This is a genomic window from Natronobacterium haloterrestre (assembly GCF_900112205.1).
GTDB classification, from domain to species: Archaea; Halobacteriota; Halobacteria; order Halobacteriales; family Natrialbaceae; genus Natronobacterium; species Natronobacterium haloterrestre.
Window position 1 is genome coordinate 53,643 of the sequence record NZ_FOKW01000004.1, and the last position, 18,310, is coordinate 71,952.

General features: G+C 66.7%; 17 protein-coding genes. 5 read left to right on the forward strand and 12 right to left on the reverse strand.

Annotation, left to right across the window (positions count from 1 at the left end; genetic code table 11):
• Nucleotides 1–197 precede the first annotated feature (197 nt).
• On the forward strand, nucleotides 198–1,517 hold the full coding sequence (gene hflX, locus BM113_RS09210) for a GTPase HflX (RefSeq protein WP_089787320.1): 1,320 nt from the start codon (nucleotides 198–200) through the stop codon (nucleotides 1,515–1,517).
• Here hflX and BM113_RS09215 read toward each other — a convergent pair.
• From BM113_RS09215 to BM113_RS09235, 5 genes are all read right to left on the reverse strand, one after another.
• Nucleotides 1,514–3,781 (reverse strand): LUD domain-containing protein, encoded by a 2,268-nt coding sequence (locus BM113_RS09215; protein WP_177209138.1) that lies wholly within the window; start codon nucleotides 3,779–3,781, stop codon nucleotides 1,514–1,516. The genes hflX and BM113_RS09215 overlap by 4 nt on opposite strands.
• A gap of 2 nt (nucleotides 3,782–3,783) precedes the next feature.
• The gene (locus BM113_RS09220; protein ID WP_089787324.1) at nucleotides 3,784–4,290 is read right to left on the reverse strand and encodes an LUD domain-containing protein; all 507 of its coding nucleotides are present in this window, start codon (nucleotides 4,288–4,290) and stop codon (nucleotides 3,784–3,786) included.
• 238 nt (nucleotides 4,291–4,528) lie between these two features.
• Nucleotides 4,529–5,083: a GMP synthase subunit A gene (locus BM113_RS09225; RefSeq protein ID WP_089787325.1), complete on the reverse strand. Its 555-nt coding sequence runs from the start codon at nucleotides 5,081–5,083 to the stop codon at nucleotides 4,529–4,531.
• Between the two features lie 74 nt (nucleotides 5,084–5,157).
• Nucleotides 5,158–5,805, reverse strand: a complete 648-nt coding sequence (locus tag BM113_RS09230; protein WP_089787327.1) for a class II aldolase/adducin family protein — start codon at nucleotides 5,803–5,805, stop codon at nucleotides 5,158–5,160.
• A complete protein-coding gene (locus BM113_RS09235) occupies nucleotides 5,802–6,503 on the reverse strand; it encodes an HAD family hydrolase (RefSeq protein ID WP_089787329.1) in 702 nt (233 codons plus the stop codon). The genes BM113_RS09230 and BM113_RS09235 overlap by 4 nt, the downstream gene beginning before the upstream one ends.
• Nucleotides 6,504–6,655: 152 nt before the next feature.
• Between BM113_RS09235 and BM113_RS22280 the strand changes: the two genes are divergently transcribed.
• Complete coding sequence (locus BM113_RS22280) at nucleotides 6,656–6,793, forward strand: hypothetical protein (RefSeq protein WP_177209139.1); 138 nt, start codon at nucleotides 6,656–6,658, stop codon at nucleotides 6,791–6,793.
• Nucleotides 6,794–6,998: 205 nt separating this feature from the next.
• Here BM113_RS22280 and pan1 read toward each other — a convergent pair whose 3' ends face one another.
• Entirely contained in the window at nucleotides 6,999–8,216 is a 1,218-nt protein-coding gene (gene pan1 / locus BM113_RS09240) for a proteasome-activating nucleotidase Pan1 (RefSeq protein ID WP_089787331.1), read from the reverse strand.
• 72 nt (nucleotides 8,217–8,288) lie between these two features.
• A complete protein-coding gene (locus BM113_RS09245; RefSeq protein WP_245758011.1) occupies nucleotides 8,289–9,173 on the reverse strand; it encodes an alpha/beta hydrolase in 885 nt (294 codons plus the stop codon).
• Nucleotides 9,174–9,338: 165 nt separating this feature from the next.
• Here BM113_RS09245 and BM113_RS09250 point away from each other — a divergent pair, with 165 nt between their 5' ends.
• From BM113_RS09250 to rad50, 3 genes are all read left to right on the forward strand, one after another.
• A complete protein-coding gene (locus tag BM113_RS09250) occupies nucleotides 9,339–9,617 on the forward strand; it encodes a MarR family transcriptional regulator (RefSeq protein WP_007142490.1) in 279 nt (92 codons plus the stop codon).
• 94 nt (nucleotides 9,618–9,711) lie between these two features.
• Entirely contained in the window at nucleotides 9,712–11,043 is a 1,332-nt protein-coding gene (gene mre11, locus BM113_RS09255; protein WP_089787333.1) for a DNA double-strand break repair protein Mre11, read from the forward strand.
• Complete coding sequence (gene rad50, locus BM113_RS09260) at nucleotides 11,040–13,733, forward strand: DNA double-strand break repair ATPase Rad50 (protein WP_089787335.1); 2,694 nt, start codon at nucleotides 11,040–11,042, stop codon at nucleotides 13,731–13,733. Before mre11 ends, rad50 begins: the two co-directional genes overlap by 4 nt.
• A gap of 18 nt (nucleotides 13,734–13,751) precedes the next feature.
• Here the strand turns inward: rad50 and BM113_RS09265 are convergent, their stop codons facing one another.
• The 5 genes from BM113_RS09265 to ppk1 form a co-directional block, all read right to left on the reverse strand.
• Nucleotides 13,752–14,285: a DUF7346 family protein gene (locus BM113_RS09265; RefSeq protein WP_089787337.1), complete on the reverse strand. Its 534-nt coding sequence runs from the start codon at nucleotides 14,283–14,285 to the stop codon at nucleotides 13,752–13,754.
• On the reverse strand, nucleotides 14,282–14,827 hold the full coding sequence (locus tag BM113_RS09270) for a DUF7322 domain-containing protein (RefSeq protein WP_089787862.1): 546 nt from the start codon (nucleotides 14,825–14,827) through the stop codon (nucleotides 14,282–14,284). Before BM113_RS09270 ends, BM113_RS09265 begins: the two co-directional genes overlap by 4 nt.
• 45 nt (nucleotides 14,828–14,872) lie before the next feature.
• Nucleotides 14,873–15,061: a DUF7331 family protein gene (locus tag BM113_RS09275; protein ID WP_089787339.1), complete on the reverse strand. Its 189-nt coding sequence runs from the start codon at nucleotides 15,059–15,061 to the stop codon at nucleotides 14,873–14,875.
• 294 nt (nucleotides 15,062–15,355) lie between these two features.
• On the reverse strand, nucleotides 15,356–15,712 hold the full coding sequence (locus tag BM113_RS09280) for a hypothetical protein (protein WP_089787341.1): 357 nt from the start codon (nucleotides 15,710–15,712) through the stop codon (nucleotides 15,356–15,358).
• Between the two features lie 209 nt (nucleotides 15,713–15,921).
• Nucleotides 15,922–18,309, reverse strand: coding sequence for a polyphosphate kinase 1 (ppk1, locus tag BM113_RS09285; protein WP_245758012.1), 2,388 nt, complete (start codon nucleotides 18,307–18,309; stop codon nucleotides 15,922–15,924).
• Between the last annotated feature and the right edge of the window lies 1 nt (nucleotide 18,310).

Consider the following 18,310-nt stretch of genomic DNA (forward strand, 5'->3'; position numbering starts at 1 on the left):
TTCTCACGTGGCCCACAACTGATAAGTATCCGTCCTGTGAATCGAACGTTGAGGACTATGGAGACCTCTTCTCAGTAGTTCGGCGCTCTCGCCTCGCAATAGTAGCTACACTTCCGTGAGTGGTGAGTGCCGCGTGGTTCCCGGCGATAGCCGCGGGACAGTATCGGTTATTCGATAGCCATGACGCCACCAACCACATGTCACGAACGCACGACGCAGAAAGACGAACAGCCATCGCGAAGAAATCGGAGACCACCCCCATCGAGACAGACGAGATAGAAGCGCTCGCCCGGGCGGCAGGCGACGAGGTCGTCGCAACCGTAACCCAGGCCGGCCGAGAGGATCCGGGAACCTACTTCGGTCGCGGAAAGGTCGACGAACTCGCCGAGACCGTCGCCGCGAGCGACGCCCACCGCGTCGTCGTCGACGACGCACTTACGCCGGGCCAGCACCACGCCCTCGAGTCGGCGATGCCCGACAGTACGGCGGTCGTCGATCGCCACCGACTCGTCCTCGAGATTTTCGAGGCGGGCGCAGGATCGAGACGGGCGACGCTACAGGTCGAACTCGCCCAGCTCCGGTACGACCTGCCGCGCCTGATCGAGTCGGCCGACGAGGGCATGCTCAACGAGATGACCGAGAAGGGATCGCCCGTCTACGACGTGCGCGACCGGATCGATCGACTGGAGCGGAAACTCGGGGAACTCCCCGAACCGGCGGAACAGTTCCGCGAACGCCGCCGTGAGGAGGGGTTCGACCTCGTCACGCTCGCCGGCTACACGAACGCGGGGAAGTCGACACTGCTGCGCCGACTCGCGGACGAGATGTCGCTCCGGAACTCGAGCCGCGAGGCGGGCGACGCCAGTACGGAGAAAGGCGCTACCGCAACCGTCCGGGACCGGTTGTTCGAGACGCTCGAGACGACGACCCGTCGGGCGACGGTCGACGGCCGACCGCTGCTCGTGACGGACACGGTCGGGTTCGTCGACGACCTCCCGCACGATCTCGTCGAGTCGTTCAGTTCGACGCTATCCGAGGCGGGTGCGGCCGACGCCGTCGTGCTCGTGGTCGACGCGAGCGATCCCGAACCGCTGTTTCGGGACCGGCTCGACGTCTCACTCGCGGTACTGAAATCCCAGGGCGTCGAGGACGAACGGATCGTCCCGGCGTTGAACAAGGTCGACTGCCTCCCGGCTGACGCTCGAGGGCGCCGACTGGACCTCGCCGAGAAACGGTTGCCACCGGCGGCCGCCAATCCGATCCCGGTGAGCGTACTCGAGGGGACGAACCTCGAACGCCTTCGCGACCGGATTCTGAAGCGGTTGCCCACCGACGCTGCGGCCCTCGAGGTCCCCAACTGCGACGAGGCGATGACGCTCGTCTCGCGGGCCTACGACCGAACATCCGTCGAAACCGTCGACTACGACGACGCGGTGACGATCCGGTGTCGGGGCCCGCCGCGAGTCCTCGAGCAGTTACGGGCGCGGGCCGAACGGATCGCCGGCGAACGCGCCTAGCGATCCGGCCCCAGTACCTCGATCGGGTGCGGTACCGGCCGCTCGAGTAGCGTCTCGAGCTGGTCGCTACAGGACGTCCCGGAAGCGACCACCCGCTCACTCCCCTCGAGTTCCTCCGCCAGTTGCTCCCCCGCGTCCACGCTCACGTCGTAGTACTCCCGCTTGTAGCCGAACGAACCGGCCATGCCACAGCACTCGCTACCCGTCGTCTCCGGTGTATAGCCACACCGCTCGAGGACGGCCGTCGTCGGGGCCTCCAGATCGAGCGTGCGCTGCTGGCAGTGGGAGTGGTAGGCGATCGGTTCGTCGCCGTCGGCGGTCGAGAGCGCCCCGACGTCAGCGCCGTTCTCGAGGAGGCCGTAGACGTACTCACAGATCTCGTAGCTGTTCGACCGGAGCCGCTCGAACGACGCCTCGGGGAGCAGTCGTTCGTACTCCCGCCGAAAGGCAGCCAAGTCGGAGGGTTCGATCACGACCACGTCCCGGCCGGCATCGATGTCCGCGGCGAGTTCCCCGTAGAGTTCGCTCGCCCGTCGATCCGCCGTCGCGATCATCCCCTGGGAGAGCGCTGCGCGGCCGCTTTCCGGGAGAGACGGAACCGAGACGGGCACGCCGAGTGCCTCGAGCGTCCGGACGGTAGCCTTCCCCCGAGCGACGTCGACGTAGTTCGTGTAGACGTCGGGGTAGAGGACCGCCTCGCGCTCGAGGGCCGTCCCCACTCGAGCGCGGCGTCGGGACGCCTCGGCGCCGCCGTTCGCCTCGAACCAGTCGACGAGCGACTGGCGCTGGAACACAGGGAGGTCCCGTCGCCGGTCGATCCCGATGGTTCGCTCGAGGAGCGCGCGAACCGGACCCGTGCCGGCGAGCCAGTTCGAGAGCGGCGCGGTCGCGCTCGCCAGTTTCGCGACGGTCCCGACGTTCCCGAAGAACCGCTTGTCGAGGGGGACGCCCGACCCGGACTCTGCGTCGGGCGTAAGCCCGTCGACGAGAAAATCGTAGGTCCCGGGGTCTTTCCCGCGGTTGATCCGATCGCGAACGACGGTGTTGATCCACGGGATGTCGATCTCGACCGGACAGGCATCGACACAGCGCGTACAGCCAGTACAGAGGTCGTTGAACTCGGCTGCGGCGTCCTGACCGTGAAGGCCGGCCTCCCAGCCGGTCGCGATCCCCCCGGAGTAGGTCTCGCCGCCGAAGCCGTGGCCGCCGACCGACTGGAAGTTCACACAGGCGTTCGAGCAGGCACCACAGCGGATACAGTACAGCGTCTCCCTGAGCTGGTCGTCCTCGCGCATCGCCGTCCGGCCGTTGTCGAGCAGGACGAGGTGGAACTCGCGGTCCGACTCCCCGTCCGACGCGGTGATCGGCTCGTCGGCGTCGGGACCGTCGAACTCGAGCGACGGCGACTCCGTCGGGGGCGTAAGCATCGTCACGTACTGGGAGATTGGCTGGCCCGTCGCGCTCCTGGCGATCAGGTTCACGAACGGCTCGAGGTCTTCTATCGACGGGATCAGTTTCTCGATTCCGGCGACGGCGACGTGGGTGTCCGGCGTGACCGCACACTTGCGGGCGTTGCCCTCGTTCGTGACGAGCGTGATCGTCCCGCTGTCGGCGACGACGAAGTTCGCGCCGGTGATTCCGACGTCGGCTTCGCGGATGCGTTCGCCGAGGTAGTCGCGGGCGAACGCCGTGAGGTCCGCAGCGGTCTCGAACTCGACGTCGGGATCGAACTCCTCGCGAAGCAACTCGGCGATTCGCTCGCGACTGAGGTGCATCGCCGGGCCGACGATGTGCGAAGGCGACTCGTCCGCGACCTGGATCACCCACTCCCCGAGGTCCGTCTCGTAGACGTCGACCCCCTCCCGCTCCAGGGCGTCGTTGAGATCGATCTCCTCGGTGGTCATCGACTTGGACTTGACGACCGACGGTCGGTCGTGGTCGGATCGGCCGTCGGCGTCGACGGCGTCGACGACGTCGGCCACGTAGGCGTTCGCATCCGCGGCGTCGTCCGCAACGTAGACCGTGCCGCCGTTTTCCTCGACGACCTCCCGGACGGTTTCGATCAGTTCCGGGAGGCGGTCGATCGCGTCTTCCTTGATGGCTCTCGCGTCGGCCCGGAGCGCCTCGAGATTCGCCAGTTCGTCGTACGCGGCTTCGCGGCGGGCATTGTCCTCGCTCGCTCGTGGCCGGACGATCTCGCCTTCGGTCTCGAGCAGGTGACGCAGCCGTTCTGCGGTCTCGCTGCGGGACGGGTCACTCGCCATCGTCACCGGTCCTCCAGCACGACGACGTGTCCCTCGCCGGGGCCGTGGACGCCGTGGACCAGCCCGCCCATGTCCGCGGTCGCGCTGCGGCCGGTCGCGAAGACGACGCTCCCCCGGCCGCGGGAATCACCCTCGAGCAGTCGATCGAATCCGTCGCCGAGGTCGGCGACGACGTCGCTTCCGGCGACGACCGCGACGTGGCGGTCCGGGTAGAGACTGACTGGTTCCTCGCCCCGTTCGCTGGAGCCGATCGCGACCGTTCCGTGCTCCGCGACCGCGAACGCTGCCGGCGTCACGCCCGTCACGGCGTCCTCGAGTTCCGTGGGTGTCGGCTCCGCGGTCACGGCGTCGGGCAGCGAAACCCCCTCGAACGGGAGCGCGGTACCGACTGCGGGATCGTCGACCGCCGCGCCGATCCGCTCGCTCGCGGCACTGGCCGGCACGACCTCGCTCGTGACTTCGAGGGCCGCGAGCGAGCGTTCGAACCGACCGATCGTATCGGTCGTCATTACGAACCGAATGCCGGCGGACGAGCAAGACGCTGGTGGTCACTGCCGATGTTACCGCCGGAAGACGAAACCGAGAACCGAAACGAGAGAGCGAGGGCGAGAGTGAGAGAAAGTGAGAGCGAGGGCGAGGGCGAGGGCGAGAGTGAGAGAAAGTGAGAGCGAGGGCGAGGGCGAGGGCGAGAGTGAGAGAAAGTGAGAGCGAGGGCGAGGGCGAGAGTGAGAGAAAGAGAGTGCGTCCTCAGGCCGATTCGCAGATCTCGAGGAAGTTCTCGAAGATCTCGTCGCCTTCCTCGGTGTGGGCGACCTCGGGGTGCCACTGGACGCCGTAGAGGTCGCGATCGGTGTCGCTCATCGCTTCGACCCCGCAGACGTCGCTCGTGGCGGTCAACTCGAACCCGTCGGGGAGTTCCTTGACCTCGTCGGCGTGGCTCGCCCAGACCCGCGTTTCCGGATGCAGGGAGCCGGTCAGCGGGTCGTCCTCGTCGACGATGTCGACGGTGACGTCCGCGTAGCCGCCGTAGTCGCCGCCGCCGACCCGGCCGCCGAGTTCCTCGGCGATCAACTGCATGCCCAGACAGATCCCCAGCACGGGGACGTCGGCCTCGAGGTAGTCGGGGGAGTGGCCGATCCGATCCATATCCGGGCCGCCCGAGAGGACGACGCCGTCGGCGTCGACGTCTTCGGGTGGCGTCTCGTTGTCGATCAACTCCGTGTCGACGCCGAGGTCGCGAAGCGCCCGGCGCTCCAGATGCGTGAACTGTCCGTGGTTGTCCACCACGACGATTTTCGTCATTACGGGTCCATAGCCAGTCACCCGGTAAAAACGACCCGGAACGTGCTCTCGATCGATCGCGACCGCGGCGTCGGCTACTGCCCGTAGGACTCGAACTTCTCGAGGACCGTCTCGAGTTGCTCGTCAGAGAGCGTCTGTGGCTCCAGCCCTGCGGATCGGCTCTCGAGGTAGAGCCGAGCCAGGCTCTCGACGTGGTGGGTGTTCTCGAGGGCGGTCGGGAGGTCCGGCGCGGTGACGACGAGCCCGTGGTTCTCGATCAGCGCGGCGGTGGAGTCGGCCTCGTCCATCGCGGCGACGATGTTCGCCGCGAGGTCGTCGGTCCCGTAGGGCGCGTAGTCGGCGACGGGAACCCGCTTGCCGACGGCGACGATCATGTAGTGGATCGGCGGGAGCGGCTCATCGGCGACGGCCAGCGCGGTCGCCCACGGCGAGTGGGTGTGGACGATCGCGCCGACGTCCTCGCGCCGGTAGATGGCGCTGTGCATCGGCACCTCGCTGCTCGGGGCCATCTCGCCGGCCACTCGCTCGCCGTCGGTCCCGACCACCGGCACGTCCGCGAGATCGAAAGCGTCGTAGGGGACGCCGGTCGGGGTGATCGCGAAGGCGTCGGCGTCGTCGCCCTCGCCGCGGACGCTCAGGTTCCCCGTCCGGGCCGGCGTGAGATCGGCCAGTTCGGACGCGTGCTCGACGACGGCTCGTCGCTCGGCCTCGAGTCGTGTCATAGTACCCGCTCCGTTAGCTCCTCGAGGGTATCTATCCTGTGGTCGGGTTTCCGACGACCCGCGAGGTCCTCGTCGCCGACGTCGCCGTTGAACAGTACCGTCTCGATCCCGACCGCGTTCGCGCCGACGACGTCGGAGGCGACGGAGTTGCCGACCATCACGGCCTCCGAGGCCCGCCGGTCGAGTCGCGCCAGCGGCAGCGTGTACATGACCGAGTCGGGCTTCTCGCGGCCGACCTCCTCGGAGGTCAACAGCAGGTCGATGTCGTCGGCGATGCCCAGCCGCTCGAGTTTGCGCAACTGGATCCGCGTCGTGAGGTTCGTCACGATCGCCACGTCGATCCCGCGCTCCCGGAGCGTCTCGAGGGTCGGGATGGTTCCGGGGAACGGTTCCATCGCCTCCAGGAAGCCGTTCCAGTACGCGTCGCCGAGCGCGAGCGCGTCCGCCGGCTGCGGCCGGCCCGTGCGCTCCTCGAGCGCGTATTTGAAGTACAGCAGGCGTTCGTGCGAGGCTGCGGTGCCAGAGAGGTGACGCTTGACCTCGCGACGTCCGGTCTGGTAGAATTCCTCGAACCCCGCGTCGTCGAACTCGTAGCCGCGTTCCCGGGCCGCTTCCTTCGCGGCCTCCTTTCCGGCGCGGTTGCACGGCGGGTAGGGGTAGAGCGTGTCGTCGAGGTCGAAGAGGACGGCAGTCGCCATACGACGGTCGTCGGCCGCGACGGAAAAACGAGTGTCGGTCCCGGTGCTGGACTCGAGAGTTGAAGTCCCCAGGGGGCGTTCGAAGCGGAAACTCGGCGCGTGCGGTCCCCGGTTCCGGTACGTTTATGCGTCAGTCACCGGAGAATACGCGTATGCCAGTCGATCTGAGCGAGTTCGACCACCCGTCGTGGATCACCGCAGCGGGGATGGGCGTCGGCTATCTGCTGATCCTCGCGGTGCTGACGATCGCGCTGTTTCTCGTCCCCTGGCTGGTGTTCGGCGCGCTGTAGCGCCGTCCGATCCGGGACAAACCCTCGAACGTCGACCGTCGTCCCTTATTCGTCGTCGCCGCCAGCCCTTCTCGTCGTCTCCTTTGTCTTTCGCCACGCGTCCTCGCGGAATCAGGACTACGATCGTGGGTGCGTCGAAGAAGGGTAGATCCGAAACCGCGAACCGAACCGAGGTCGACCTCCCGTTATCGAGCGGTCTGGGTCCTTACGCGAACGTCTTCGAAACGTCCGCGGTGTCGTCGGAGTCGGCCTGGACCTTGTCCCAGGCGTCGTAGAAGTCCTCCATCCGGATCTCGGTGCGGTCGTCGCGGATGGCGAACATCCCCGCCTCGGTACAGACGGCCTTGATGTCGGCCCCCGAGGCTTCCTCGGCCTCCTCGGCCAGTTCCGCGAAGTCGACGTCGTCGCTGACGTTCATCCCGCGGGTGTGGATCTCGAAGATGATCTCGCGACCCTCCGCGTTCGGCTTGGGCACCTCGATGAGGCGATCGAACCGGCCGGGACGGAGGATGGCGCGATCGAGCATGTCGAATCGATTCGTGGCGGCGATGATCCGGATCTCGCCACGTTCCTCGAAGCCGTCCATTTCGCTCAGGAGTTGCATCATCGTCCGCTGGACCTCGGCGTCGCCTGAGGTCTTCGACTCCGTCCGCTTCGCGGCGATGGCGTCGATCTCGTCGATGAAGATCACGGCGGGCTCGTGCTCGCGGGCGACCTTGAACAGGTCACGGACGAGCTTCGCGCCCTCGCCGATGAACTTGTGGACCAGTTCCGAACCGGCCATCTTGATGAAGGTGGCGTCGGTCTGGTTCGCGACGGCCTTCGCGAGCATCGTCTTCCCGGTCCCCGGCGGGCCGTACAGCAGGACGCCGCTCGGCGGGTCGATCCCCACGTCGTCGAACATGTCGGGGTTCTTCAGCGGCATCTCGACGGTCTCGCGGACCTCCTGCATCTGGTCCTCGAGGCCGCCGATGTCCTCGTAGCTGACGTCCGGACTCTCGGTGACTTCCATCACGCGGGCGCGGACGTCCGTCTCGCTCGAGAGGCTCTTGACGATCGACAGGGAGTTGTTGACCGCCACCCGGTCGTCGGGATCGAGGTCTTCCCGCATCTCTTCGGTGACCTCGGTCAGCGCTTCCTGGTTGTTCCCGTGCTGTTTGATGATGACGCCCTCGTCCGTGATCTCCTGGACGGTGGCGACGAACAGCGGGGACTGTTTGAGCTTCTTGTTCTCGTGAGTCAGTCGCTCGAGCTTCTGTTGGTACTTGTTGTTCTCGGCGTTCGCGTCGAGGAGTTTGTCGCGCATCTCCTCGTTTTGGGCCTCGAGGACCTCCAGCCGTTCCTCGAGTGCCTGAATCTTTTCCTGTTGGGACGCCTCGTCCTCGTCGTACGGGAGGTCGACGTCGTCCACAGTGTCGGTCATCATCGTTGCTTTGGGTGTTGGCTCATAAGAGACTTCGGGTCGGGACACCCCGCGTGGCGGACTGACCGCCCACTATGGAGGTATACGTGTCCGTATCGCGGTGAATCCGGGGGGATTGACGGTCGTTTTTCCCGTCGGTTCCAGCGTCGTTTCTCGAGCGTGGCACGCCGGTTCGACCCGGACGGAGGGCGGAGGAGGAGGAAGAGGAGAGGAAGACCGCGACGCCTCGGAGTGTTCGACGACCCAGGGGACGACGACCTCGGCCAGCCGATCGTGTGCCTCGTCGTAGGGTATCGACGCGGGTCGGTCCCCGCGCTGGCCGTGATAGGAGCCGAACTGCGTGTGGTTCATCCCCCGTATCTCGTGGCTCTCCGCGGTCGGCGGGAGCTTCGCTCGACTCTCACGGTACGCCTCGCGGTCGAGAACGCCGTCCGCGCTTCCGGTCACGCTCAGGACGGCCATCGACCGGTCGCTCACGTCGGCGTCGCAGTAGGAGGCAAACAGCAGGAGGCCACGAACCTCGTTCGACGACGCGTACTCGCAGGCGGCGACGCCGCCGAGGGAGTGGCCGCCGACGAACCAGGTCCGCACCTCGGTCCGTTCCGTCCGGATATCGGCGGCGGCGTCCGTATCGAGCAGCGCGACGTTGAGCGGCATCTCCGGGACGACAACCGTTACGTTTGCCTCCGTCACGAGCGGGGCGAGGGAACTGTAGTAGGCGTCCGGCGCGACCCGTGCGCCCGGGTAGAAGACGAGGCCCACGCTCGAGGTCCCGTCAGCCGGCTCGAGCGTGGTCACCCCGTCCTCCCTCGTGACTGAGACCCGTGGATCGTCCTCGACCGCCTCGATCGACGACTGCGAGCCGTGGTACGGGACGGAGAAATAGGCCGCAACGCCGCCAACGACGAGCACGACTCCCACGAGTACGACGATCGCGACCCGTTTCCACGAAGGCATACGCGGAGAGGGACGCCCCTTCGTCAAAACAGTTCGCCCGCCGGGACGGTCCGAGAACCGACCGATCGCCGCGGCTGCTCGAGTTCGAGCCACGCTCGCTCAATAACCGACATGCATTAGACGAAACAGAAAATATTATCACTCCGTATTCGATATGGGTATACGATGAGTGCATCAGAGCCTGTTCGACAGGGGACCGACGACGCCGACGAGCGCGGAACCTGGGAGGACGTGCGCGACCTCCCGCCCAGCGCCAAACTGGTCGCGAAGGTGCTCGAGTACAACGACACGATGACCCAACAGCAGATCGCCGAGGAGACCCTGCTGCCCTCGCGGACGGTCCGCTACGCGCTGAACCGTCTCGACGAGGAGAACGTGGTCGACTCCCGATTTTCCTTTGCGGACGCTCGCAAGCGGCTCTACACGCTCGATATCGACTGTTAATTCTTCGCCCGGCCCGGAGCGTTCGCCTCGCTTTACTTTCAGTCCGGTCGCAGAACTCCTATAGGGGCCGGTCTCGAACGATCGGTAGAAATAGATGACGCGGGTGATACACACGGGCGACACCCACATCGGGTACCAGCAGTACAACGCGCCCGAGCGACGGCGGGACTTCCTCGAGGCCTTCGAGGCCGTGATCGAGGACGCGATCGAGGACGACGTCGACGCAGTGATCCACGCCGGCGACCTCTTTCACGACCGCCGGCCGACCCTGGTGGACCTCCAGGGTACCGTCGACGTCCTCCGTCGGCTCGCCGACGCCGACATCCCCTTCCTCGCCGTCGTCGGCAACCACGAGGGGAAACGGGACGCCCAGTGGCTCGACCTCTTCGCCGACCTCGGACTGGCAACCCGGCTCGGGGCCGAGCCCGAACTGGTCGGCGACGTCGCCGTCTACGGCCTGGACTTCGTCCCGCGGTCCCGCCGAGAGGACCTCGAGTACGAGTTCGCCGCCCCGCCCGAGGCGGCCGAGTACGCGACCCTCGTGAGCCACGGCCTGTTCGAGCCGTTCCCCCACGCCGACTGGGACACCGAACGGCTCCTCGAGGGGTCGACGGTCGAGTTCGACGCCGTCCTCCTGGGGGACAACCACCATCCCGACACCGCCGAGGTGAACGACACCTGGGTCACCTACTGTGGCTCGACCGAGCGGGCCAGCGCCAGCGAGCGGGAGGACCGGGGATACAACCTCGTGACGTTCGAGGACGACGCCGTCGGAATCAGCCGGCGCGGGCTCCCCTCGACCCGCGAGTTCGTCTTCGTCGACGTCTCCCTCGAGGAGGGCGAGGGGATCGACCGCGTCCAGGAGCGGGTCCGCCAGCACGACCTCGAGGACGCCGTCGTCATCGTGACGATCGAGGGCGAGGGGAAGCCGATCACCCCCGCAGCGATCGAGGAACTCGCGATCGACCGGGGCGCGCTGGTCGCCCGGGTCAACGACCGCCGCGAGTTGCCCGACGAGGACGAGGAGGTGTCGGTGAGCTTCGCCGATCCCGACGAGGCCGTCCGCGAGCGGGTCCGCGACCTCGGGCTGAGCGACGCCGCCCTGGAGATCGACGGGACGGTCCGCGACGGCGAGGTCGCGGACTCGAACGTCCGCGAGTCCGTCGAACGCCGGGTTCGGGAGTTGCTCGAGGACGACGAGTCGGCCTTCGCTCCCGCGCCGGATCGGGAGCCCGACGACGAGGAGGTGACGACGGTCGCGGACCAGTTGTCGGGCTCGGAGTCGGGATCCGCGGAGGGGGACGACGTCGAAGCCGACGCGGACTCCGAACCCGAACCCGCGGCCGCCTCGGGCGACGACCCGGACGACGACGCACCCTCGGGCGGCGAACCCGTCGAACACGCCTCGCTGGGTGATTTCGAATGAGGGTCGACCGCGTCCGCCTGCGTAACTTCAAGTGCTACGGCGACGCCGACCTCTCGCTCGAGCGCGGCGTCACCGTCGTCCACGGCGTCAACGGCAGCGGCAAGTCGACGCTGCTCGAGGCCGTCTTCTTCGCGCTGTACGGCTCGAAGGCCCTGGACGACCGCACGCTCGACGACGTGATCACCACGGGCGAAGAGGAGGCCGAGGTGGAACTGTGGTTCACCCACGACAGCCGGGAGTACCACGTCGAGCGCCGGCTCAAACTCCGGGGCGACCGCGCGACGACGACCAAGTGCGTCCTCGAGACCCCGTCGACGACGGTCGAGGGCGCCCGCGACGTCCGCCGCGAGGTCACCGAACTCCTGCGGATGGACGCCGAGGCGTTCGTCAACTGCGCGTACGTCCGCCAGGGCGAGGTGAACAAGCTCATCCACGCCTCGCCGGGCGACCGCCAGGACATGATCGACGACCTGCTCCAGTTGGGCGCGCTCGAGGACTACCGCGAGCGCGCCAGCGACGCCCGCCTCGGCGTCAAGTCGGTGCTGGACGGCCAGCGCGAGGTGCTGGAGGACGTCCGCAAACAGGTCGAGCGGAAAGAGGAGAAAGGGCTCCACGACCGTCTGAACGAACTCGAGTCCCAGCGCGGCGAGGTCGACGAGGAGATCGACCACTACGAGAGCCAGCGCGACCAGGCCCGGGAGACGCTCGAGGCCGCGACGGACGTCATCGAGCGCCACGCCGAGACCCGCGAGGAGATTTCGGACCTCGAGGAGGCGATCGAGGAGCTTCGATCGAAGATCTCCGAGACCGAACAGCAACGCGAGGACGCCAGGGAACGGATCCGCGAACTCGAGGCCGAGCGCGAGGAACTGGCCGAGGAGCGGGCCGACCTGCTCGCCGAGGTCGAGGCCGACGCCGACCTCGAGCCGAACGCGGCCACCGACGCCGTCGAGGAGTGCGTCGGGGACCTCGAGGCCCGCGACGAGGACCTGCGGGACGACCTCGAGGACGTCCGCGTCGCGATCACGGAGACCAACGGCGAGATCGAACGGCTCCGTGAGGAGGCCGACGACCTCGAGGCCCAGGCCGCCGAGGCCCGCGAGGAGGCAGGAGACCTCGCCGAGCGGATCGAACGCGACGAGAGCGACATCGAAGACCGCGAGGGGAAACTCGACGAACTCGAGGAGGAGATCGAGTCGATCCGCGACCGGTTCGAGACGGCACCGGTCGCGTTCGGCGAAGCTGGGGCCCACCTCGAGGACCTCGAGGCCGAACGCGAGGAACTGACCGAGGAGATCGGCGACGTCACCGCCGACATCCGGGCCGCCGAGAACGCCATCGAGGAGGGCGAGCGCCTGCTCGAGGAGGGGAAGTGTCCCGAGTGCGGACAGCCCGTCGAAGACTCGCCCCACGTCGACGTCCTGGAGGACAAACGCGAGGAACTCGCGGCCCTCGAGGATCGGCTCGCGGACCTCGAGGACGAACGCGACGACCTCGACGAGGGGATCGACCGCGCCGAGGACCTGCGCGAAGCCGAGCGCCGCGTCGACCGCCTCGAGGAGAACCGGGACAACGTCGAGCAGTTGCTCGCCGAGAAACGCGAGAGTCTCGCGGAGCGACGCGAGCAGCGCGAAGAACTGCTCGAGGACGCCGAGGAGTACGAAGCCGACGCCAGGGAGGCCCGCGAGGAGGCCGACGACCTCGAGGACGACGTCGAGGAGAAACGCGCCGAACTCGGCGAGATCAACGCCGAACGGAGCGAGATCAAGGAGTCGCTCGAGACGCTGCGTCGCGTCGTCGAGATCGACGACGAGCGCGACGACCTCGCCGGGGAGATCGAGAACTGCCGCGAGCGACGGCAAAACTGGCAGCAACTCAACGACGAGCGCCGCGAGACGCTCTCGAACAAGCGCGACCGCAAGCGTGATCTCGAGTCGGAGTTCGACGAGGAACGCGTCGAGACCGCACGGGAGGACAGGCGAAACGCCGAGGAGTACCTCGAACAGGTCGACGAGAAACTCGAGGAACTCGAGGAGCGGCGGACGAACCTCCAGAACGCGATCGGCGCGGTCGAACGCGAGATCGAGGAACTCGAGGAGGACCGCAAGCGCCTCGAGACCCTCGAGGAGCGCTGTGAGCGGCTCGAATCGCTGTACGACGAGGCCGAGACGCTCCAGACGACCTACGGCGAGTTGCGTTCCGAACTGCGCCAGCGCAACGTCGAAACCCTCGAGCGGCTGCTCAACGAGACGTTCGATCTGGTCTACCAGAACGACTCCTACGCGTCGATCGAACTGGACGGCGACTACCGGCTGACGGTCTACCAGAAGGACGGCGAGGCTCTGGAACCCGAGCAGCTCTCGGGCGGCGAGCGGGCGCTTTTCAACCTCAGCCTGCGGTGTGCGATCTACCGCCTGCTCGCGGAGGGCGTCGAGGGAACGGCCCCGATGCCGCCGCTGATCCTCGACGAGCCGACGGTTTTCCTCGACTCGGGACACGTCACGCAACTCGTCTCGCTGGTCGAGTCGATGCGGGACCTCGGTGTCGAACAGATCGTCGTCGTCAGTCACGACGAGGAACTGGTCGGTGCCGCGGACTCGCTGGTCCGGGTCGAGAAAGACGCCACGTCGAACCGCTCGCGCCTCGAGCGCGGGGAGCCGCCGGAGGCGGAACTGCTCGCCTCGGACTAAAAGGGACGGTGAACGCCGTTACTCGTCGTGAATCGTTTCTGGGCCGGGTTCGTCACCGTCGGGGTTCGGCTCCGCGTCTCCCCTCACAGCGTCGTCTGTGTCTTCGCCATCGGAGTCCGTACCCGGCCGAAGCACCTCGAGCGCGCGCCGACACTCCTCGGTGATGCGATACCCGCGCTCGGCGGCGACGCCCCCCTCGACTTCCGTCTCCTCGAGCAGTCCGGCGGCCGCGAGCACGGTCACGCGCCCGTGCAGGTCGCTCTCGCAGAGGGCGTACGAGTCGAGCAACTGCCGGACGCCCATCGGCCCGCGATCGGCGAGTTCGATCAGCAGACCCAGCGTCTCCTCGTCGTGCACGTTCGTGAGCAGGGTTCGGACGGACTCGTCGACCGTCGCGGCCGCCGTCTCGAGGCCGGACCGATCGACGAACTCGAGGCGGTCGTTCCGGATGTAACACTCGTCGCCGGTCGCGGGGTCGCGAACCAGACTCGCGCTCTCGGAGCGTTTCAGAAGCAGGTATCGGTTGCCGCGGTCGTCTCGAACTGTTTTCATGGGTCGTCGGATTGGGGTGCGTCGTCGGTGTCGCCCGTCTCGCTCGTTTCGCTCGTCTCGCTCGTCTCACTTGTCCCGGATCGGTGCTCGCCGCCGTTCGTCGCCCGTTCGGGTGCCCGACCGTCGATCGGCTCCTCGGCTCGATCGGGCGTCGGTCCCGAAGACTCGGGACCGTCGTACGACCGGTAGCGATGGACCGCAAAGCCCAGGAGGACGATGCCGCCGGCGACCAGCCAGCCGCCGTGGCTCGTCGGTCCCTCGAACAGCAACAGGAGAAGCCCGACCGACAGGGCGAGAAGCGCCGCGTTGACCACGAGCACGACGGCCCAGAACGTCTTCGCGAGTTCGGGCGGGACGTCCATCTCGTCGGTCGAGACTTCGGGGATCGGCGGCCCGATGTGCTCGTTCGACTCGTCGCTTGGCTCGGCATCGATGTCGGGGATCGTCAGGGAGTCGCCCTCCGGATCGCGAAACTCCGCCTCCGGATCGTACTCCTCTGGCTCGTCGGGTTCGTGGTCGCTCTCGCTCCGGTCGAATCCCACAGTCGCCACGAGGGCAACCGGGAAGAAAAGGATTCGCGTTCGAGTTCAGGCGAGGTCCTCGAGAGTTAGGGTCCGCGAGGTTTCCACCCATGCGAGCGGATTCTCGGCGTCGTAGAAGACGACGCCGTCCTCGGTCTCGTAGCACTCGATCGTCTCGGTTCCAGCGGGTGCACTACTCGGTTCGCCTCGATCCGTCGTTTCGTCGTCGTTCACACGGGTGGACACGTCGATCACCTCATGTCGTGTTATGTGTTACCACACTATATGTCTTGTTGCACCCGCAATCACCGCCGGTCGATCGCCAGTCGTCGCCAGGAACGGTGAAACGCCCGAATTTACGGCTTCACGGCGGGGCGACGGCCATGGTACCGACGGTGCCGAAGGACTCGGCACGAAATCGACACGCTATCGAAATCGTAAATAGCCGATCGGTCCCGTCAGCGATCGGCGTGAGACGCAAAGCGGCTGCCGGTGGGCGACGACGTGCGAGGGGTCCTCCGAGTACGAGACGGGTCGACTCCGTGCTCTCTATCGGCTACCCGACCGGTCCTCGTCCCCTGCCGCGTCGCGTTCCGTGAGCAGCGCATCGACGATGGCGCTTTTTCTGTGGCTGACGAGCAGGTGTTTGTAAACGTCGCTTTCGTTCCGGTCCCGGTCCCGATCCCTCCCGGGACCAGTACCCCCGAACGCGCATAACGGGCACCGCGGGCTCGAGTGCCCTTCGAGGTCGGTCTCCGGATCGGTCCGCTCGCGGCGGTCGTCTCGAGTGTCATCAGTAGCGGTGTCTCGGGGTTGCCGATGGGCAGGCGTCTGGTCGGCGACCGTGAGCGCGTCCGTCTCGACGTTCGGTCCGTCACGGCGGGACTGCGGGGGATCGGATGCCATCTCGAGTGAAGAGACGAAGTGCCGACACAAGGCCGTTGCTAGGAGGGGTATCGAACCCCATCGACCGCCCCGTACCGGTACGTAGCCGTTGGGTCCGGTCCCGGCCGGTCGACGTCGATCGGAACCCGACCGCTTCGCGGCGCGGCTATGACCGTGACCGGGGGTCCACAACGGGTTCGACTCCCCGCGAACCGGGAACCCCGCCCAGGTCAGTACGATTCGCCGTCGCGCGCCCGCTCCATGAACGTCTCGTGAACGTCGACGGATTGGCCGTCCGCCGACGTCGTGGCGCGGTGATAGCTCCCGTCGGCCGCCATGCACCACCTGTTTTCCGTATCCGCGAGCAGCGTGTCGATGATCGTCTCGAGTTGTGACTGTAACGCCGTATCGCGGATGGGTGCCACCGCTTCGACACGGTTGTCGAAGTTCCGCTCCATCCAGTCGGCCGATCCGATGTAGTAGCGTTCCTCGCCACCCGCATGGAAGTAGTAGATCCGGGAGTGTTCGAGGAAGCGGCTGACGACGCTGTGGACGTCGATCGTCTCGCTCACTCCCTCGAGGTTCGGTCGGAGTCGGCAGATGTCCCGGACGATCAGGTCGATCTCGACGCCGGCCATCGACGCCTCGTAGAGTTCTCGGACGAACGCCGGATCCTCGAGGCGGTTGAGTTTGAGGACGATCCGGGCCGGTTCGCCGTTGCGCGCTCGTCGAGCCTCGTCCCGGACGAGGTCGACGAACCGCTCGCGCATGTTGCCCGGCGCGACCAGTAGTTCCCGGTACTCCTGGTGCATCGAGTGTCCGGTGAAGTAGTTGAACAACCGAACCAGGTCCTGGCCGATGTCGCGGTCGGCCGTGAGCAAGCCGAGATCTTCGTAGCGTTTCGCGGTCTCCGAGTGGTAGTTTCCGGTCCCGACGTGGGAGTAGAGGCGGACGCCGTCGGCTTCCTCGCGAACGACAAGCGACGTCTTCGTGTGCGTTTTGTAGCCGATCGTCCCGTAGGCGACGTGGATGCCCTCCTCCTCGAGTTTCTTCGCCCACTCGAGGTTGTTCTTCTCGTCGAACCGTGCCTTGAGTTCGACCATGACGGCGACTTGCTTGCCGTTTCGCGCGGCCTCGATCAGGCTCTCGACGACCCGGGAATCGCTCGCGGTTCGGTAGATCGCTGCCTTGATCGCCAGCACGTCGGGATCGTTCGCCGCCTCCTCGAGGAACCGCTGGACGCTTCCCTCGAACGAGTGATACGGATGGTGGACGAGCACGTCCCGTTCCCTGATGGTCTCGAAAACGCCCTCGGCGTCGCTACGGTCGTCCAGCCGCGGGTGGGGCTGGGGGGTCCAGTCAGGCAGACTCAGTTCCTCTCCGTCGTCGCCGTCCGGACCCGCGTCCTCGGCCGCGGCTATCAGTTCGGTCACGTCCCGATAGTCAAGCGGACCGTCGAGGTGGAATATTTCCCGGCTCTCGAGGTCGAGTTCCCGAGTCAGTATCTCGAGGATCCGGTCGGGGGCGTCGGGTTCGATTTCGAGGCGAACGGCGGTCGCGAACCGTCGCTCTTCGAGGACCTCCTCGATCATCTCGATCAGGTCCTCGGCGACGTCCTCGTTGCGACGGACCTCCGCGTTGCGGGTCACGCGAAACAGTGCGGTGGCGACGATTTCGACGTCGGGGAAGAGGAGATCGAGGTTCGACCGAACCAGGCTCTCCAGGCGCACGTACCGGTCGTCGTCGCCGACGCGAACGAACCGGACCTGGTTTCGTGGGAGTTTTACCCGGGAAAACGTCGCCTCCGCGCCGGGGTGTTCACGCGTGAGAACCGCAAGCGAGAGGCTCTGGTTGGAGATGAAAGGAAACGGGTGGGCCGGATCGAACGTCAACGGTGTCAGGGTCGGCAACACCGAACGCTCGAAGTAGGTTCGGAGGTCGGACCGTTCGGTCGCCGAGAGGTCGTCGTACTCCACCACGCGGATCCCGGCATCGGCGAGGGCGGGTCGAACCTCCTCCCGGTAACACCGGCTCTGGCGCTCGAGGAGCGATCTGGCTTCCTCGAGGACGTCGATCCACTGTTCGATCGGCAACCGCCCGTCCGGCGTCTCGTCGGTGACGCCCGCGGCGATCTGCTGTTTCAGGCCGCCGACGCGCTTGCGGAAGAATTCGTCGAGGTTCCTCGTGAGGATTCCGAGGAACTTCACCCGCTCGAGCAGCGGGTTGGCGTCGTCGAGGGATTCGGACAGGACGCGCCGCTGGAACGCGAGTTCGCTGAGTTCCCGGTTGAGGTAGTAGCGCGGATCCGACAGGTCGACTTCGTCTGTGGAACCGTCGGACTCGAAGTCGGTGTCGGGGTCCCCTTCCGAATCGATCGCAGACTCGTTTTCGCACTCGAGGTCGAGGTCGGAGACAGGAACCCCATCCGGGTCCGAATCGGGATCGGGCCCGTTCCGTGATTCCGTCCGAGAACGAAAGTCGAACTCGAGGTCGCCAGTCGAGTCGGATTCCCCGGGATTCGAATCGTCGCCGTCCCCGTCGTCGGCCGTCTCTACGCTCGATCGATCGCTCCCGTCGCGGTCCCCGCTCCCGTCGGGCTCCGAATCGCCGTCGGTCATC

Coding starts and splice junctions, on each gene's coding strand:
- hflX (WP_089787320.1), top strand. CDS start 198: ATGTCACGAACGCACGACGCAGAAAGACGAACAGCCATCGCGAAGAAA.
- BM113_RS09215 (WP_177209138.1), bottom strand. CDS start 3,781: ATGGCGAGTGACCCGTCCCGCAGCGAGACCGCAGAACGGCTGCGTCAC.
- BM113_RS09220 (WP_089787324.1), bottom strand. CDS start 4,290: ATGACGACCGATACGATCGGTCGGTTCGAACGCTCGCTCGCGGCCCTC.
- BM113_RS09225 (WP_089787325.1), bottom strand. CDS start 5,083: ATGACGAAAATCGTCGTGGTGGACAACCACGGACAGTTCACGCATCTG.
- BM113_RS09230 (WP_089787327.1), bottom strand. CDS start 5,805: ATGACACGACTCGAGGCCGAGCGACGAGCCGTCGTCGAGCACGCGTCC.
- BM113_RS09235 (WP_089787329.1), bottom strand. CDS start 6,503: ATGGCGACTGCCGTCCTCTTCGACCTCGACGACACGCTCTACCCCTAC.
- BM113_RS22280 (WP_177209139.1), top strand. CDS start 6,656: ATGCCAGTCGATCTGAGCGAGTTCGACCACCCGTCGTGGATCACCGCA.
- pan1 (WP_089787331.1), bottom strand. CDS start 8,216: ATGACCGACACTGTGGACGACGTCGACCTCCCGTACGACGAGGACGAG.
- BM113_RS09245 (WP_245758011.1), bottom strand. CDS start 9,173: ATGCCTTCGTGGAAACGGGTCGCGATCGTCGTACTCGTGGGAGTCGTG.
- BM113_RS09250 (WP_007142490.1), top strand. CDS start 9,339: ATGAGTGCATCAGAGCCTGTTCGACAGGGGACCGACGACGCCGACGAG.
- mre11 (WP_089787333.1), top strand. CDS start 9,712: ATGACGCGGGTGATACACACGGGCGACACCCACATCGGGTACCAGCAG.
- rad50 (WP_089787335.1), top strand. CDS start 11,040: ATGAGGGTCGACCGCGTCCGCCTGCGTAACTTCAAGTGCTACGGCGAC.
- BM113_RS09265 (WP_089787337.1), bottom strand. CDS start 14,285: ATGAAAACAGTTCGAGACGACCGCGGCAACCGATACCTGCTTCTGAAA.
- BM113_RS09280 (WP_089787341.1), bottom strand. CDS start 15,712: ATGGCATCCGATCCCCCGCAGTCCCGCCGTGACGGACCGAACGTCGAG.
- ppk1 (WP_245758012.1), bottom strand. CDS start 18,309: ATGACCGACGGCGATTCGGAGCCCGACGGGAGCGGGGACCGCGACGGG.